The sequence below is a fragment of the Nocardia sp. CC227C genome (assembly GCF_030767025.1).
Classification (GTDB): Bacteria; Actinomycetota; Actinomycetes; order Mycobacteriales; family Mycobacteriaceae; genus Nocardia.
In genome coordinates, this window is the sequence record NZ_JASITE010000008.1 from 40031 (window position 1) to 55685 (window position 15655).

At 69.2% G+C, this 15655-nt stretch carries 17 protein-coding genes; 10 read left to right on the plus strand and 7 right to left on the minus strand.

Going from position 1 to position 15655, the window contains the following annotated elements; translation table 11 throughout:
* Positions 1-20: 20 nt before the first annotated feature.
* Together QMO76_RS17640 and map are read right to left on the minus strand one after the other, a co-directional pair.
* The gene (locus tag QMO76_RS17640; RefSeq protein WP_306362408.1) at positions 21-1535 is read right to left on the minus strand and encodes a cobyric acid synthase; all 1515 of its coding nucleotides are present in this window, start codon (positions 1533-1535) and stop codon (positions 21-23) included.
* A 28-nt stretch (positions 1536-1563) separates the two neighbouring features.
* Complete coding sequence (gene map, locus QMO76_RS17645; RefSeq protein WP_306362409.1) at positions 1564-2427, minus strand: type I methionyl aminopeptidase; 864 nt, start codon at positions 2425-2427, stop codon at positions 1564-1566.
* A 110-nt stretch (positions 2428-2537) separates the two neighbouring features.
* Here map and QMO76_RS17650 point away from each other — a divergent pair, with 110 nt between their 5' ends.
* Positions 2538-3545, plus strand: coding sequence for an LLM class flavin-dependent oxidoreductase (locus QMO76_RS17650; protein WP_306362410.1), 1008 nt, complete (start codon positions 2538-2540; stop codon positions 3543-3545).
* Positions 3546-3717: 172 nt separating this feature from the next.
* On the plus strand, positions 3718-4734 hold the full coding sequence (locus QMO76_RS17655) for a TerC family protein (protein ID WP_306362411.1): 1017 nt from the start codon (positions 3718-3720) through the stop codon (positions 4732-4734).
* Here the strand turns inward: QMO76_RS17655 and QMO76_RS17660 are convergent.
* From QMO76_RS17660 to QMO76_RS17670, 3 genes are all read right to left on the minus strand, one after another.
* A complete protein-coding gene (locus tag QMO76_RS17660; protein WP_306362412.1) occupies positions 4640-5098 on the minus strand; it encodes a helix-turn-helix transcriptional regulator in 459 nt (152 codons plus the stop codon). The two genes, QMO76_RS17655 and QMO76_RS17660, sit on opposite strands and share 95 nt — an antisense overlap.
* A complete protein-coding gene (locus QMO76_RS17665; protein ID WP_306362413.1) occupies positions 5098-5754 on the minus strand; it encodes an SRPBCC family protein in 657 nt (218 codons plus the stop codon). Before QMO76_RS17665 ends, QMO76_RS17660 begins: the two co-directional genes overlap by 1 nt.
* A 155-nt stretch (positions 5755-5909) precedes the next feature.
* Positions 5910-6617 carry a GntR family transcriptional regulator gene (locus QMO76_RS17670; protein ID WP_306362684.1) on the minus strand — a complete coding sequence of 236 codons (708 nt, stop codon included), beginning with the start codon at positions 6615-6617 and terminating at the stop codon, positions 5910-5912.
* A gap of 116 nt (positions 6618-6733) precedes the next feature.
* On the opposite strand from QMO76_RS17670, the gene QMO76_RS17675 reads away from it, so the two are divergent.
* The 6 genes from QMO76_RS17675 to QMO76_RS17700 all read left to right on the plus strand — a co-directional run bounded on the left by QMO76_RS17675 (position 6734) and on the right by QMO76_RS17700 (position 12766).
* Positions 6734-7849 carry a TIGR03364 family FAD-dependent oxidoreductase gene (locus tag QMO76_RS17675; protein WP_306362414.1) on the plus strand — a complete coding sequence of 372 codons (1116 nt, stop codon included), beginning with the start codon at positions 6734-6736 and terminating at the stop codon, positions 7847-7849.
* A gap of 8 nt (positions 7850-7857) precedes the next feature.
* A complete protein-coding gene (locus QMO76_RS17680; protein ID WP_306362415.1) occupies positions 7858-8544 on the plus strand; it encodes a phosphonatase-like hydrolase in 687 nt (228 codons plus the stop codon).
* Positions 8545-8723: 179 nt separating this feature from the next.
* Complete coding sequence (locus tag QMO76_RS17685; RefSeq protein ID WP_372342013.1) at positions 8724-9707, plus strand: 2-aminoethylphosphonate ABC transporter substrate-binding protein; 984 nt, start codon at positions 8724-8726, stop codon at positions 9705-9707.
* A gap of 31 nt (positions 9708-9738) precedes the next feature.
* Positions 9739-10995: an ABC transporter ATP-binding protein gene (locus QMO76_RS17690; protein WP_306362416.1), complete on the plus strand. Its 1257-nt coding sequence runs from the start codon at positions 9739-9741 to the stop codon at positions 10993-10995.
* Positions 10992-11873, plus strand: a complete 882-nt coding sequence (locus QMO76_RS17695) for a 2-aminoethylphosphonate ABC transporter permease subunit (protein ID WP_306362417.1) — start codon at positions 10992-10994, stop codon at positions 11871-11873. The genes QMO76_RS17690 and QMO76_RS17695 overlap by 4 nt, the downstream gene beginning before the upstream one ends.
* Positions 11874-11968: 95 nt before the next feature.
* Complete coding sequence (locus QMO76_RS17700) at positions 11969-12766, plus strand: ABC transporter permease (RefSeq protein ID WP_306362418.1); 798 nt, start codon at positions 11969-11971, stop codon at positions 12764-12766.
* A gap of 86 nt (positions 12767-12852) precedes the next feature.
* Here the strand turns inward: QMO76_RS17700 and QMO76_RS17705 are convergent, their stop codons facing one another.
* Positions 12853-13158 carry a hypothetical protein gene (locus QMO76_RS17705; protein ID WP_306362419.1) on the minus strand — a complete coding sequence of 102 codons (306 nt, stop codon included), beginning with the start codon at positions 13156-13158 and terminating at the stop codon, positions 12853-12855.
* A 352-nt stretch (positions 13159-13510) separates the two neighbouring features.
* Positions 13511-13870 (minus strand): DUF4254 domain-containing protein, encoded by a 360-nt coding sequence (locus QMO76_RS17710; protein WP_372342014.1) that lies wholly within the window; start codon positions 13868-13870, stop codon positions 13511-13513.
* A 264-nt stretch (positions 13871-14134) separates the two neighbouring features.
* On the opposite strand from QMO76_RS17710, the gene QMO76_RS17715 reads away from it, so the two are divergent.
* Together QMO76_RS17715 and QMO76_RS17720 are read left to right on the plus strand one after the other, a co-directional pair.
* Positions 14135-15004: a helix-turn-helix transcriptional regulator gene (locus tag QMO76_RS17715; protein WP_306362421.1), complete on the plus strand. Its 870-nt coding sequence runs from the start codon at positions 14135-14137 to the stop codon at positions 15002-15004.
* Positions 15005-15167: 163 nt separating this feature from the next.
* Complete coding sequence (locus QMO76_RS17720) at positions 15168-15632, plus strand: AMP-binding protein (RefSeq protein ID WP_306362422.1); 465 nt, start codon at positions 15168-15170, stop codon at positions 15630-15632.
* The last annotated feature ends 23 nt before the right edge of the window (positions 15633-15655 follow it).

Here is a 15655-nt window from a genome sequence, read left to right on the forward strand (position 1 = left end):
GGTGTGATTTCGATCGGGGCTCAGCGGGTGGTGCGCAGAATGGCGAGATCGGTCGGTGCGCCCCCGGTGATCAGCCGTTCCAGGGCCGCCTCGTCCAGGTGTTTTTCCATCAGGTCGGCGAGCAGGTCCACCTGGGCGGTGCGCTCCTGGGCCACCGAAACATCGTCGGCCACAACGAAGCCGGTACGCCCGGCGCGGTCGGCGAGTTCACGCAGCCAGGCCCGGCGGAACGCGTCGTTCTCCAGGATGCCGTGCAGGTGGGTGCCCCAGACGGAGCCGCGCACACTGCCTTCGGCAGCGCCGTTCAGCTCCAGCCAGGGCCGGTCGCCGCTGTGGCGGACCCGACCATGATGAATCTCATAACCGTGCACGGGCAGGCCGCGGGCGTGGCCGGTGGAGCGGCGCAGCACCTTCGGATCGGCGAATTCGATCTCCAGATCCAGCAGGCCGAGGCCCGCGACCGCGCCCGCGTCCGATTCCACGCGGTCGTCGATGCCGCGCGCGAGCATCTGATAACCGCCGCAGATGCCCAGAACGGCCCCGCCCGCCGCGACACGGGCACGCAGGGCATCGGCGATCCCGGTGCGGCGCAGCCATTCCAGATCGCTCACGGTGGCCTTGCTGCCGGGCAGGACCACCAGGTCCGCGCCGGTCAGCCGGGACGGGTCGGCGACCCAGCGCACCGCAACACCCGGCTCGCAGGCCAGCGCCTCCACATCGGTGGAGTTGGAGATGCGCGGCAGCCGGATGGCGGCGACGGTCAGCCATTCCCGCCCGCGCGGCGGCAGGGAGCGGCCCACCGGGGCGTCGGCGACCGTGCCGAGGGAGTCCTCGGCGTCGAGCCACAGCTCCTCGGCGAAGGGGACGACGCCGAGGGTCGGGCGGCCGGTGAGCGCGGTGAGCTGGTCGATCCCGGGCCGCAGCAGCTCCACGTCACCGCGGAACTTGTTGATGACGAATCCCGAGATCAGTTGCTGGTCTTCGGGTTCCAGAATGGCGACGGTGCCGAACAGGTGGGCGAGCACCCCGCCGCGATCGATATCGCCGACCAGCAGCACCGGCAGCCCGGCCGCGCGCGCCAGGCCCATATTCGCCAGATCGGTGGCGCGCAGGTTGATTTCGGCCGGTGACCCCGCGCCCTCGCAGATCACCACATCGAATTCGGCGCGCAGCGCGGCCAATTCGTCCACCACCACCTGCCGCAGCCGCTGGCGGTGCCGGAAGTAGTCGCGCGCGCCGACGGTGTCCACGGCCCGCCCGCGCACCACCAGTTGGGAGCGCCGGTCGCTGCCGGGTTTGAGCAGGATCGGGTTGAAGCGCACGCTGGGCTCGAGCCCGCACGCCCGCGCCTGCAGGGCCTGCGCGCGGCCGATCTCCCCGCCGTCCAGGGTGACGACGGAGTTGTTGGACATGTTCTGCGCCTTGAACGGTGCGACGCGCACCCCGCGCCGCGCCAGCATCCGGCAGAGTCCCGCCACCACAACGCTTTTCCCGGCATCGGAGGTGGTGCCAGCGACCAGCAGCGCGCCCTTCACCGGGTGGCCTCCGCGGCGGGGAGCGGCGTCACGGCAGGGTGAGGATTTCCGCGCCGTCCTCGGTGACGACCAGGGTGTGCTCGAACTGTGCCGTCCACCGGCGGTCCTTGGTGACGACCGTCCAGCCGTCGTCCCAGATCTCGTAGTCGATGCCGCCGAGATTGATCATGGGTTCGATGGTGAAGGTCATGCCCGGTTCGATCTCGGCGTCCACCGCGGGCTGGTCGTAGTGCAGGATCACCAGGCCGCTGTGGAAGGTGGGCCCGACGCCGTGGCCGGTGAAATCGCGCACCACGCCGTAGCCGAAGCGGTTGGCGTAGGACTCGATGACGCGGCCGATGACATTGAGGGCGCGGCCGGGCCGCACCGCCTTGATGGCGCGCATGGTGGCCTCCTCGGTGCGTTCCACCAGCAGGCGCACCTCGTCGTCCACGTCACCGGCGAGGAAGGTGGCGTTGGTGTCGCCGTGCACGCCGTGGATATAGGCGGTGACGTCGATATTCACGATGTCGCCGTCCTCGATCACGGTGGAGTCGGGGATGCCGTGGCAGATGACCTCGTTGAGCGAGGTGCAGCAGGATTTGGGAAATCCCTTGTAGCCCAGCGTCGACGGGTACGCGCCGTGGTCGCACAGGTACTCGTGCGCGATGGCGTCGAGCTGATCGGTGGTGACGCCGGGCGCGACGGCCTTGCCCGCCTCCGCGAGGGCCTGTGCCGCGATCTTGCCCGCGATGCGCATCTTCTCGATGGTCTCCGGCGTCTGCACCCAGGGCTCGTGTCCCTCGTTGGCGGTCTTCTTCCAGACGTACTCCGGCCGCTCGATGGACTTCGGCACCTCTCGAATGGGCGACTGGGTGCCGGGAACGAGAGGTTTGCGGGTGCGCACTGACATGGAACAAGACTATCCGCCCGCGCAGAGTGCTCCTTCACCGGAATACTTCCGGACCGTGGTCCGTTTACCCACTTGGTTGACGTGGTAACTACTTGCAGGAGGCACCAGCCGTGGAAATGGGACTGACCACATTCGCCGAGATGACCGCCGTCGGCGACCGCCCCGCGCCCAGCGCCGGACAGCGCTTGCGCGAGGTGGTGGACGAGGCCGTCGCCACCGAACGCGCGGGACTGGACGTCTACGGCGTGGGCGAGCACCACCGCGCCGACTTCGCCGCCTCCGCTCCCACCGTGGTGCTGTCGGCCATCGCCGCCCGCACCGAGCGCATCCGGCTCACCAGCGCGGTCACCGTGCTCAGCTCGGCCGACCCGGTGCGCGTGTACCAGGAGTTCGCCACCCTGGACCTGCTCTCCGGCGGGCGCGCCGAATTGATGGCGGGCCGTGGCTCGTTCATCGAATCCTTCCCGCTGTTCGGCTACGACCTGGGCGACTACGACGAACTCTTCGACGAGAAACTGGCACTGCTGCTGAAGATTCGTGAGAACGAGCCGGTCACCTGGTCCGGGAAGTTCCGCGCCCCGCTGCGCGACACCGTGGTGTACCCGCGCACCGAGCGTCCGCTGCCAGTGTGGATCGCGGTGGGCGGCACCCCCGAATCCGTCGCCCGCGCCGGGCTGCTCGGCCTGCCACTGGCCATCGCCATCATCGGCGGGCAGCCCGCGCGCTTCACACCACTGGTGGACCTGTATCACCGGGCGCTGGCGGAGGGCGGCCACGAGCCGCGACCGGTGGCGGTGCACGCGCACGGCTATGTGGCGGAAACGGATGCGCAGGCGGTGCACGACTTCTACCCGCCCTACGCCGCCGCCATGAGCGCCATCGGACGCGAACGCGGCTGGGCCCCCATGACCCGCGACCACTTCGACGCGCTGCGCTCGCAGAGCGGTTCGCTGTTCGTCGGCACCCCCGACTACGTGGCGGAGAAGATCGCCGCGGTACGAGACGATCTCGGCTTGGAGCGGTTCATGCTGCACACCAGCGTGGGCACGCTGCCGCACGAGAACGTGCTGCGCACTATCGAACTGCTCGGCACCAAGGTGGCACCGCAGGTGCGGTGAGCGTGGCGACGATCGCACCGGAGTGCCGTGCCCGACACCGGTTCACTACGACCGAACGACGCCGCCCCGGCGCGGCCGGCCCCGCACCGTCGCCGCCTCCCGCTACGATCTCGGGGGACACTCTCGGGTGGCGTCCATGCCACACGGGACAGCAACAGCAGAGGATGCGCGCGTGGCCGAAATCAGTACCCTGACCTGGATTGTCACCATAGGTCTGATTCTGGCGCTGCTCGCCGTGGATCTGATCGTGGCGGCGGTGAAGCCGCACCGGGTGGGCTTCCGCGAGGCCACCATCTGGTCGGTCTTCTACATTCTCGTGGCCGTCGCGTTCGGCGTGTGGTTGGCCTGGCAGTACGGCAGCGGGCTCGGGGCGGAGTTCTTCGCCGGATACGTGGTGGAGAAGAGCCTGTCGGTCGACAACCTCTTCGTCTTCGTGATCATCATGACCACTTTCGCGGTACCGGAGGAGCATCAGCACAAGGTGCTCACCTTCGGCATCGTGCTGGCGCTGATCATGCGCGCCATCTTCATCGCCCTGGGCGCGACGCTGCTGGCGCTGTTCTCCTTCATGTTCCTGCTGTTCGGCCTGCTGCTGATCTACACCGCGGTGCAGCTGTTCCGGCACCGCGACCAGGATCCCGAAGTCGACGACAATGTGATGGTGCGGGCGGCGCGCCGGTTCCTGCCCATTACCGACGACTACGTCGGCGGGAAGCTGACCACGCGGGTGGACGGACGGCGGATGGTGACGCCGCTGTTCATCGTGCTGCTGGCCATCGGCAGCATCGACCTGCTGTTCGCGCTGGACTCGATCCCCGCGGTGTTCGGCGTCACCCGCGAGCCCTATATCGTCTTCGCCGCCAACGCTTTCGCGCTGCTGGGGTTGCGGGCGCTGTTCTTCCTCGTCAAGGGTCTGCTGGATCGGCTGGTGTACCTGTCGACCGGTCTGTCGCTGATTCTGGCGTTCATCGGCGCCAAGCTCATCCTGCATTGGGCGCACGTGGACATCGACGATCGCGTGCCGGAGATTCCGACCTCGGTCAGCCTGGGCGTGATCATCACGATACTCGTGGTGGTCACGGTGGCCAGCCTGATCAAGACGCGGCAGGATCCGACCGCGAAGGCGCACGCGGGCTCGCTGCGGGCGCATCCGGATCAGCAGCGCGACCGGCAGGGGCAGCCGGGCTGATCTCGCCTCCGGTGCGGCGGGCGCGCGTGCCGCGGGCGATCTCGGTCGCGAGGGCGTCGAGCGGCTGGGCGAACGGTGCGAGCGAATCGTGCAGGGCCGCAAGCCAATGCTGTGCCGCCTCGATCCCGTCGGGGTCGAGCGTGTAGCAGCGGCGGGTGCCCTCGGCGCGGGTGCGCACCAGCCCGGCGTCGCGCAGCGCCTTGAGGTGCTGGGAGACGCCGGGCTGGGAGATGGCCGCATGGCGTCGCACCGCGGTCACGATCGCGCCCGCGGGCTGTTCGCCGGTGGCGGCCAACAATTCGAGGATGCGGCGGCGGATGGGGTCGCCCAGCGCCTCGAAGATCTTCGCCGGGGAGCGGTCCATCAGGAGTGCGCGCCGTCCTCGGAGGCACCGGTGTAGAACGCGATGGTGCGGTCGGCGGCCGCGCGGGCGGCGGCCGGGTCCGCGCCGTCGCCGATGGCGGCCTCGGCCCAGCCGCGCGCCGCGAGTTCGATGAAGGCGCGGCCCTCCGGGGTCTCGTGAAAGGTCAGTGCCAGGGCCGGGTCCATCGACTGCCCGGTCGCCAGGTGCTCACCCAGCCCCATGAGGGCGAGATCCCAGCCGACGCCAACGGCCCCCGGGCCGAACCGCTCCCAGAACTCCGGGTCCACGTGCGCTTCGTGCACCAGCTCCAGCCGCGTGCCGTCCCCGTCCGGGCTGAGACTCACCGCCACCCACGAGGTCTGCTCGTCGAAGACCCACGTGATGGCGAACCGCCGCGGTTCGTCGCATTCCTCGACGACACCGCCGGCATTGCCTTCGATCTGATACGTCCCGCCGAGCTTCAGTTCACCCGAGACCGGCGCGAACCACCGCGGAATGCGCTCCATATCGGTCAGCGCACTCCACAGGTCGGCCTGTTCGGTCGGGTAGGTGCGACGCGCGATGGCGATCTTGGTCGGCGCTCCGGCGCGCTCACCGCTGCGCAGCTCCCGATGCACCAGTCCGGCCACGGCGGCCGGGTCGGTCGGCAAGGGCATGACAACCTCCTTCTATAAGTTTCAACTTATAGTAGCTGATCGCAGTCACGCACCGCCAGCGCGCGGCTGGTTGCTCTCGGGTGTCGGCTGCAGCTCGCGCCCCCACGCGGCCGCGGCCTTCGGCAATGCCGCGGCGGGGGCGGTGCTCGCCACCGCTACTCGCGCAGGTGCGCCTCGAAGGCGATGCGGTCGCCGCGGTAGAGGGCGCGGACGCGTTCGATGGGGGCGCCGTCGGCGTCGACGCTGCGGCGGTGCAGCAGGATCATGGGCAGGGCGGTGGTGCATTCCAGCAGGGCGGCCTCGCGGGGGGAGGCGAGCACGGTTTCGATGCGTTCGGTGGCGGCGGCGTAGGTGACGCCGAGGGCGCGGACGGCGGCGTAGAGGGAGGTTTCGGGGTCGTAGTTGCCGCGCAGGCAGGCGAAGCGCGGCAGCGGCATAAAGGTGCTCTCCAGGCCGATGCGTTCGCCGTCGGCGAGCAGGACACGCTCGAGATGCATGACGGGCGTTCCGGCGGGCAGCGCCAGATCGCGGGCGATGCCGTCATCGGCGGGGACGTCGGTCCATGCGACGAGCAGGCGACCGGGCACCCGCCCGAAGCTGATGGCCCCCTCGGTGTAGGAACGCAGCGACAGCGGCTGCACCATCTTCGGCCGGGAGACCACCGTACCCCGGCCCTTTCGCCGAATTCGCCCTTCCACCAGCAGATCTCGCAGCGCCTGCCGCACCGTTTCGCGGGCTACGCCGAAGCGCAGGGCCAGTTCGCGTTCGGAGGGCACGGCATCGCCCACGGCGAGTCCGGCCAGCATGGCGTCGAGTTCGGTGCGGATCAGATACGCCTTCGGGATACGCGCGCCCGCCCCCACCGCGTCGGATCTCTCCATGCCCCACAGCGTACCGCGTAATGGTCTATACCAATTCTTAACCTGGCGTTTGCGCACGAAACACCCTTTGGTCTAGACCAGTAGCCACCATAGGGCGCATGCGATTGGTCATCATCGGCGGCGGCATCCTCGGCACCGCCCACGCCTTGGCCGCCGTCCGGCGCGGCCACGAAGTGATCCAGCTCGAGCGCGAGGCCGAGGCCCGCGGGGCCACCGTGCGCAACTTCGGCCTGGTGTGGGTGTCCGGACGCAGCGCCGGCGAACTGGAGATCACGCTGCGCTCCCGGCAGCTGTGGGAGGAGATCGGCGGCCGGGTGCCGGGCGTCGGCTTCCGCCCCGCGGGTTCGATGACCCTGGTACGCACCGAAGCCGAACTCGCGGTGGCCGAGGCCGCGGCGAACGCCCCATCGGCGAGCGAGCGCGGGTTCGAACTGCTCGACCCCGAGCGGGTACGTGCGCTCAATCCCACGCTGCGCGGCGCATTCCTTGCCGGACTGCACTGTTCGACCGATGCGGCGGTGGAGTCCCGGCAGGCGCTGCCCGCGCTGCGCCGGTATATGGACGCCACCGGGCGGTATCGCTTCTTCGCCGGAACCGAAGCGCGCGCCGTCACCGGCGGCACCGTGGTCGACGACCGCGGCCGCCGCCACGCGGGCGATCTGGTGGTGGTCTGCCCGGGTGCCGCGCACCACGGGCTCACCCGGGAACTGGTGGGCGACATGCCCGTTCGCCGGGTGCGGTTGCAGATGATGCAGACCGCCCCGCTGGGCGAGGAGCTCACCACCGCCATCGCCGACGGCGACAGCTTCCGCTACTACCCCGGCTACGCGGGTGACGCGCTCGACCGGCTCGAGGCCGAGGAGTCGCAGTCCTTCGTCGCCGCCCGGCACAGGATGCAGATGCTGTGCGTGCAGCGCCTGCACGGCGGCCTCACCATCGGCGACACCCACGAATACGAGGAACCGTTCGCCTTCGACGTGGACGAGGCCCCCTACGAATACCTCACCGGCGTCGTGGAGGAACTGCTCGGCCGCAAGCTCCCGCCGGTGGTGCGCCGCTGGGCGGGCGTGTACAGCCAGTCCATCGATCCGGCGGCCATCGTCACCCGGGTGCGCGCCGATGACGCCATCTGGGTCGTCACCGGTCCGGGCGGACGCGGCATGACCCTCGGCCCGGCCCTCGGCGAAGAGACCGCCGACCTTCTGAACCTGTAGGGGAGCCCATGTCCGACAAGCAGATCGATCTCGCCGTCCTCGATATGGCCGGAACCACCGTCGCCGACGGCGGCCTGGTGTTGCGCGCCTTCGAGGAGGCCGCCACCGCCGCCGGAATCCCCACCGAGGGCCTGGAGCGCGAGGCCGCGCGCCGGTACGTCCTCGACACCATGGGGCAGTCCAAGATCACGGTCTTCCGCGCCCTGCTCGGCGACGAGGACCGCGCACGGCACGCCAACCGGGCGTTCGAGGCGGCCTACGACGCGTTGGCCGCCACCGCGGCGGCACCTGTTCCCGGTGCGGCCGAAGCGATCTCGGCACTGCGCGCGGCCGGTATCAAGGTGGCGCTCACCACCGGATTCAGCCGCGCCACCCAGGACACGCTGCTGACGGCGCTGGGCTGGCAGGACATCGCCGATCTGACGCTGTCGCCCGCCGACGCCGGACGCGGCCGCCCCTACCCGGACCTGGTGCTCACCGCCCTGCTCCGCTTGGGCATCGACGCCGTGGATCGTGTTGCGGTACTGGGCGATACGGCCAGCGATATCGCCACCGGCCGGGCCGCGGGCGCCCGCATCGTGGCGGGCACGCTGACCGGCGCGCACAACGAGGACCAGCTGCGCGCCGCGGGCGCCACCCACGTGGTCGGGTCCGTCACCGAGTTCGCCCGGCTGCTGCTGGCCGAACGCTCCTGAAAGCCCCGCCGCCCCGCTGTCCACGAGGGGCCGGGCGGCGGCCCTCCCCATCCCTTCGATCCAGTAGTTCCGACCAGTCGAAAGTTGCTTTCCCCGTGCGTAATCCGAACACCCGCCTGACCCGCACCCTCGCCAGGACGGCGTTGGTCCTCACCTCCGCCACCGCCGTCGTCCTAGGTATGACCGCCTGCGGCGGCACCGGTACCGAATCCGCCGACGGCAAGACGGTGACCGTTTACTCCGCCGACGGCGTCGGCGAGTGGTACAAGACCCAGTTCGACAAGTTCCAGGAGAAGACCGGCATCGCGGTGAATCTGGTGGAGGCCGGTTCCGGCGAGGTCGTCAACCGGGTGGAGAAGGAGCAGTCCAACCCGCAGGCCGATGTGCTGGTCACGCTGCCGCCGTTCATGCAGAAGGCCGACAAGTCCGGCCTGCTCGAGCCCAGCGGCATCGACACCAGCGCCGTCGCCGACTCGGACAAGGATCGAGACGGCAAGTACGTCATGCTGGCGGGCAACTACCTCTGCTTCATCGCCAACCCTTCGGTCAATGTCGCCGGGATGACCTGGGACGACCTGTTGAAGCCGGAGTACAAGGGCAAGATCCAGTACTCCACCCCGGGCCAGGCCGGTGACGGCACCGCGGTGCTGATCCTGTTGCAGCAGCTCTACGGTAAGCAGGGCGCGCTGGACTACCTGGCCGAGCTGCAGGCGAACAATGTCGGTCCCTCCTCCTCCACCGGCAAGCTCCAGGCCAAGGTCGACAAGGGCGAGATCCTCATCGCCAACGGCGACATCCAGATGAATATGGCCAATATCAAGGAGAAGGGCTCCAAGTTCACGGTGTTCTTCCCCGCGGACGCCGACGGCAGGGCCAGCACCGTGCCGGTGCCGTACCTGATGGGTCTGACCAAGGGCGCGCCGCACCGGGCCGAGGCCGTGCAGCTCATGGAATTCCTGCTCTCCGGTGAGGCGCAGGAGGCGCTGCTCGGCTCCTTCGCCGTCCCGGCCCGTCAGGAACTGCGCGGCGTGATGTCCTCCGGCGGCGTGACCAACCCGGCGGTACTGCTGCAGAACGTCGAGATCATCTACCCGGACTGGGCGCAGGTGCTCGCCGATCTCGACGCCGACCTCGCCGCCTACCAGCAGGCCACCGGCCAGTAGGAATCCGCCCCACCCCCGAGGAGCGCCACTCATGACCACCGCGTCGACGACATCCAGGGCGACCGACGTCGCGACCGCCGAACCGGCCATCGTGTTCGACCGGGTCGGCGTCACCTACGGGCGCGGCCGGAGAAGCACAGTCGCACTGGCCGATTTCACGCTCCGCGTCGCCGCGGGGGAAACGGTCGCGCTGCTCGGGCCCAGCGGCTCCGGCAAGTCCACCGCACTCAAGGCGCTGGCCGGATTCGTCCGGCCCACCTCGGGTGCGGTGCGCCTGTCGGGCCGCGACGTCACCCACCTCTCCCCCGCCCGGCGCGGCATCGGTGTGGTGGTGCAGTCCTACGCGCTGTTCCCGCATATGCGGGTGCGCGAGAACGTGGCCTTCGGACTGCGCGCACATCGGGTGCCGCGCAAGGAGATCGGCGAGCGCGTCGCCGAGGCGCTGGCCATGGTGGGCATGGGCGGATACGCCGAGCGGCTGCCGCGGGAGCTGTCCGGCGGACAGCAGCAGCGGGTTGCCATCGCCCGCGCGCTCGCCATCCGGCCCGGGGTGCTGCTGCTCGACGAACCGCTGGCCGCCCTGGACGCCCAGCTGCGGCAGTCCATGCTCGGCGAGCTCCAGCAGCTGCGAAAGGCCCTGCCGGACACCGCCATGCTGTACGTCACCCACGATCAGGCCGAGGCGCTGGCGCTGGCGGACCGGATAGCCGTCATGCGCGACGCCCGCCTGATCGATATCGACAGTGCGCGCAACCTGTGGCAGCGGCCGCCAACCGACTTCACCGCCGCCTTCCTGGGCGGCGCGAATCTGCTGCCCTGCACCGTCGATCACGTCGCCGGCACCACCGCACTGGTCACCGTCGGCGAGCACACGCTGCGCGCGGAAGCTCCCGCACCGGGCGTGGGGCGGCCCGACTGGGTGCCGAATGCGGTCGCGCACCTGTGCGTCCGGCCGCACACCGTCTCGATCCGACCGCTCACCGAGCGGGACGCTCGACCCCTCACCGCGCGGGACGCTCGACCCCTCACCGCGCGGGGCGCTCGACCATCCACCGAGCGGGATGCCCTGCGCGCCAGCGTGACCGGCGCCGTCTGGCGGGGCGCGTCGACCCGGCTGCACCTGGACGTCGCCGGTCTGCCCGGTGAGCTCACCGCCGATGTGCCCGGCCACGCGGAACTGGCGATCGGCGATTTCGTCGGCGTGCGGTTCCCGGATCCGGCCGGGGTGCTGATTCCGCCCGGGATCGGAACCGCAGCCGCGGCAGCCGAATCCGAGGTGCGGGCGTGACCGCGATACTGAAAACGCCCGCCGCCCCCGCCGCCACCCCACCCGGTCCGCGGCGCTCGCTCGCCCCGGTGCTGTGGGCGCTGCCGCCGGTGCTGGTGGTGCTGTGCATCGCCGTCTATCCGATCGGCCGGGTGCTGCTGGAGTCCACCCGTACCGACGACGGCCGCGGCACCGCGACGTGGATCTCGGTACTGGGTTCGGAATCGTTCCGGAACGCATTGTGGCGCACGGTGTCCATCGCGGTGTGCTCCACCCTGGGCTGTCTGGTGCTGGGCACCTTCCTCGCCATCGTGCTGGCTTTCGTGCCGTTTCCGGGATCGGGGCTGGTCGGCCGCCTCATCGACACCGTGCTGACGCTGCCTTCCTTCCTGGTGACGCTGGCCTTCACCTTTCTCTACGGCACCGCGGGCGCGGTGAACGCGCTCATCGGCGAACTCACCGGCCGTACCGAACCGGCGCTGAACTTCCTCACCACACCGCTCGGTGTGATCGCCGCCGAGATCACCTTCTTCACCCCGTTCGTCGTGCGCCCGCTGCTGGCGGCCTTCGCCCAGCTGCCGCGCGAACAGCTGGATGTGGCGTCGAGTCTGGGGGCGTCACCGTGGCGGGTGCTGTGGCGGGTGGTGCTCCCGGAAGCGTGGCCCGCCCTGGCCGCGGGCGGCAGCCTCGTACTGCTGCTGACGCTCAACGAATTCGGCATCGTGCTCTTCACCGGTGCCAAGGGGGTGATCACGCTGCCCGCGCTGATCTACACCCGGGGCATCGTCACCTTCGACCTGCCCGGAGCGGCGGTGCTCGCCACCGTGCAGGTGCTGCTGTCGCTGAGCCTCTACCTCGGCTATCGCCTGATCTTCGCCCGGCTCACCGGAGCTCGGTAAGGGCACCACCATGAACGCCGTACCCGTCGTCCCGGGCGATTCGGAACCCACGGCCAACGGGGTCGACCACCCTGTAAGAAAGGTAAGGAGCTGACATGCTGGTGTGGACCCGGGGCGGGCGCGCCGCCGTACTGGCCGTTTTCGCGGTCGTGGTGGCCGTGGTGTTCATCGCCCCCATCGCCACCGTGGTGGCGGCGGGGCTGGCGGGACGCTGGACCGGACCGCTGCCCTCGGATCTCGGCTTCGCCAATTTCGGTCGAGCCTTGTCCGGCGAGCAGGCGGCCAGTCTGTCGGTGAGCCTGCAGACCGCGCTGCTGGCCGGCGGCGCCGCGCTGGTGCTGGGCACCTGGGCGGCGCTGGCCGCCCGGGAAGCGCCGGAATGGTTGCGGCGCACGACCGATGCGGTTTTCCACGTCCCGGTGGCGGTGCCGTCGGTGGCGATCGGGCTCGGCGTCCTGATCGCCTTCAACGAGCGCCCGCTGCTGCTGGGCGGCACCAAGTGGATCGTGATACTGGCGCATGCGGTGCTGGTGCTGGCCTACGCCTTCAGCGGCGTCTCGGCCGCGCTGGACCGGCTGGATCCGGGCTACCGGCAGGCCGCCGAATCGCTGGGGGCGGGACCGATCCGGGTGCTGTTCCGGATCACACTGCCATTGCTGCTGCCCGCATTGGGCGCGGCGGCGGGGCTGTCCATCGCGCTGTCCATGGGCGAGCTGGGCGCGACGATCATGGTCTACCCGGCCACCTGGAAAACCCTGCCGGTCACCATCTTCGCGGCCACCGACCGCGGCGAGGTGTTCGACGCCGCCGCCAGCACCACGCTGCTGGTGCTGGCCACATTGATCGCACTGGTCGTGCTGGGCCGCCTGCGCGGCCGGGCGGCGCTGCGCTGAACAACACCGCGGCTGAACCACACCGCAGCTGAGCGACAGCGCGGCCGAAGGAAACCGAGCGGCCCGGCCGCGCGGCCGGGCCGCGCTCACCCGTCGATGCCCTGCGCGAGCGCGCGCAGGGCATCGACGGGCAAATGATCGGCTTCCTCGATGAGGCCGCCCGCGAGGAGGTACACCTCCGCCATCCGTACCGCGGCATCGCGCAGATCCGACAGCGAACGACTCAGTTCGACGCCCTTGTGCTCGAATCCGCACCGTAGCTGCCGAGCCGAATCGAAGCCGCCGAAACCGGTGAGGCGGTGTGTCCGCGCCGCCCGGGACAGCTGCGGTTCCACCGCATCCGCGAATCGCAGGAAGTTCGCGGCGCATCCCCGCGCCGCGTCCGTATCCATGCGAAACGCCCCCGCCGCAGCCCGTCCGCGGAGTGCCTCGGCGGCCGAATCCGCTCCGTTCACCATCGAACTCCATTCGCGATCACCGAAAACCCATCCGTAGGAAACCGAATGGTGTGTAATTACGAAAACCGTCGTATCGAAGAGCAACGCGATATCGGGTACGGGCGTGCCGCGCCAGTCGACCACGCGGCACGCCGGGCGGGGCGCCCCGTTGCGCCCGCCGTCTTGTGGCGGGCGACGTCCAATGTTTCGAGCGAACTATTGGCCGGATAGACCGCTCTATTGACGTCTCCGCTGACGACAATGGCTCTGTAGCAATGCAATCAATTGTATCAATGCATTTCGGGAGTCACTGCTCAGGTAAACGGCGACGGCCTCCGGCCACGTCGATTACGAGATCAGTGTAGCCGTCAACGAGTTCGGCGAGGTGATACCAGTGTTTATGGGTATTGTCACTGGCCGCGCCCTCGTGGTCGATGACCTGGTTGGCCTCCACCCAGCTCCGGGCCATCCGGTCCACCACCGCGCCCAGGCTCTCGGTGTGCAGCGCGGCACCGTTGCGGTGCTGCGGCAGTTCCTGTCCCACCCAATCGTTGATATCGTCAACGAGTTCGCCGCGCCGGCAATCGATCTCGGCCACGAGCAGCGGGTCGGCCACCTGCGCGCGGCGTTCGTGCAGTTCCGCGAGCGCGTGCGCCGACCGGAGCAGAACCCGGTCCTGGAAACGCCGGCCCTGGAAGGCGCAGAGCAATTGCGGGGCGGTCGGCAGTCCGCCGGCTATGGACATGGTCATCGCGACTCCCAGAACGTTCCCGACAACATCACTATTCGCACCAACATGATTGGTCTCCGGATTCAGCTGTACCGCTCATCGGATCGGTCGTACAAGAACTAGGCTAGCTGGATCATGCTCTTACAAATGCAAGAACGCAATACTGCGTTCTAACTCGTGCGCTAGGCGAAAGGGTTGGACATGGCAGGCAAGCGCACCGTGTTGACCGTTCGTTTGCGCAGACTCGCGGCGATGCTGCACGAGCTGCGCGAGAAGTCCGGACTCAGCAAGGAAGAGGTCAGCAGCCGAACCGGCATCAATGTCACCACCCTGTACCGGATCGAGACCGCCCAGGCGCGCCCGCAGCGCCGCACCCTCACGGCCATGCTCGATCTGTACGGCATCGGCGAACCGCAGCGTTCAGATGCCTTGCAGTTGCTGACCGACGCGCTGAAACCCGGGATGGCACGGCCCTTCGAGACGGCGGTCGGCGAGGTGTACGGCGCGTACATCAACTTCGAGGCGGAGGCCCTGTCCGCCCGCTTCTTCCAGGCCAGCTATATCCCCGGCCTATTACAGACCGAGGAGTACGCCGACGCGGTCATGCAGACCTCCTGGCCCAAGATCTCCGACGAGGTGCGCAGCCAGCGGGTCCAAGCCCGCGTCGAGCGCGCCAAGGTGCTCACCAAGGAGGAACCCCTCGAACTCTGGGTGGTGCTGGACGAGGCCGTGATTCGCCGCATGGTCGGCGGACCCGAGGTCATGATCGAACAGTTGGAGCGCTTGCTGAACGACGCCGCCCAGCGCAATGTCATCCTGCAGCTGCTGCCCTTCGACGCGGGCGCGCATCCGGGCATGTCCGGATCCTTCGTGGTGCTCGACTTCCAGAACCCCGCCGACCCGGAACTGGTGTACGTGGAGGGCATCGCCAGCGACGAGATCATCGAGGGGCACACCGAGGTGCGCCGCTACGGGGTGATGTTCGATCAGCTGCGCGCCATGGCGCTGAGTCCGCGCAACTCCGAGGAAGTGATCAACCAAGTCATCGAGGAGCTGCGCCAGCCCACGTAGCCGCATCGACCCCCCGGATGATCAATACACCTGGGGTGAGGATTCCCGCACCCTCGGAGAGTGATCCCCCGCACTGAGGTTGCTGTCGGATGAACTCGCGAGCGGCGAGTCTGAATACATCCCAACAGCGCCACAGATCACCACATCCGAGGGGATGATACTCATGTGCAAGCCGGTCGATTCGTCCGCAACACTGGTCGCTCTCCGCCCGAGCGCGACCGAGCCGGTTGCCGCCACGCTCGATCCGGCCGCCATCGCGGTGACGGCGGCCGACTGCGCGCTCTCCTACGGCGAGCTGGAGCGCTGGTCCAACCGCCTGGCGCGGATGCTGCTGCGGCTCGGAGTCCGCCCCGGCACCCGGGTCGCCATCGCGGGAACCCCGCGACTCGAATCGGTGGTCGCACGTCTGGCCATTGCCAAAACGGGCGCCACCCCGGTCCCGCTCGGCACCGAAACCTCCTCCGCCCGCGCCGATTTCGGTGTGACGACCAAGGAGGGCAAGCCGCGCACGGCCGAAACCACCGGCTGGCTGGTGCTGGACGAGCGCTCCACGCTGGTGCAGTACCTGACCGGTTCCGACGCGCCGATCACCGACGCGGAACGACAGACGGCGAGGAAGGCGTCCTGAGCCGTCTCATCTCACCAGCACGC

What these genes read in the sequence shown, in the direction of transcription:
- map (WP_306362409.1), bottom strand. Translation starts at nt 2,427, where the DNA reads ATGTCAGTGCGCACCCGCAAACCTCTCGTTCCCGGCACCCAGTCGCCC.
- QMO76_RS17660 (WP_306362412.1), bottom strand. Translation starts at nt 5,098, where the DNA reads ATGGACCGCTCCCCGGCGAAGATCTTCGAGGCGCTGGGCGACCCCATC.
- QMO76_RS17665 (WP_306362413.1), bottom strand. Translation starts at nt 5,754, where the DNA reads ATGCCCTTGCCGACCGACCCGGCCGCCGTGGCCGGACTGGTGCATCGG.
- QMO76_RS17675 (WP_306362414.1), top strand. Translation starts at nt 6,734, where the DNA reads ATGCGATTGGTCATCATCGGCGGCGGCATCCTCGGCACCGCCCACGCC.
- QMO76_RS17680 (WP_306362415.1), top strand. Translation starts at nt 7,858, where the DNA reads ATGTCCGACAAGCAGATCGATCTCGCCGTCCTCGATATGGCCGGAACC.
- QMO76_RS17685 (WP_372342013.1), top strand. Translation starts at nt 8,724, where the DNA reads ATGACCGCCTGCGGCGGCACCGGTACCGAATCCGCCGACGGCAAGACG.
- QMO76_RS17690 (WP_306362416.1), top strand. Translation starts at nt 9,739, where the DNA reads ATGACCACCGCGTCGACGACATCCAGGGCGACCGACGTCGCGACCGCC.
- QMO76_RS17700 (WP_306362418.1), top strand. Translation starts at nt 11,969, where the DNA reads ATGCTGGTGTGGACCCGGGGCGGGCGCGCCGCCGTACTGGCCGTTTTC.
- QMO76_RS17705 (WP_306362419.1), bottom strand. Translation starts at nt 13,158, where the DNA reads ATGGATACGGACGCGGCGCGGGGATGCGCCGCGAACTTCCTGCGATTC.
- QMO76_RS17715 (WP_306362421.1), top strand. Translation starts at nt 14,135, where the DNA reads ATGGCAGGCAAGCGCACCGTGTTGACCGTTCGTTTGCGCAGACTCGCG.
- QMO76_RS17720 (WP_306362422.1), top strand. Translation starts at nt 15,168, where the DNA reads ATGTGCAAGCCGGTCGATTCGTCCGCAACACTGGTCGCTCTCCGCCCG.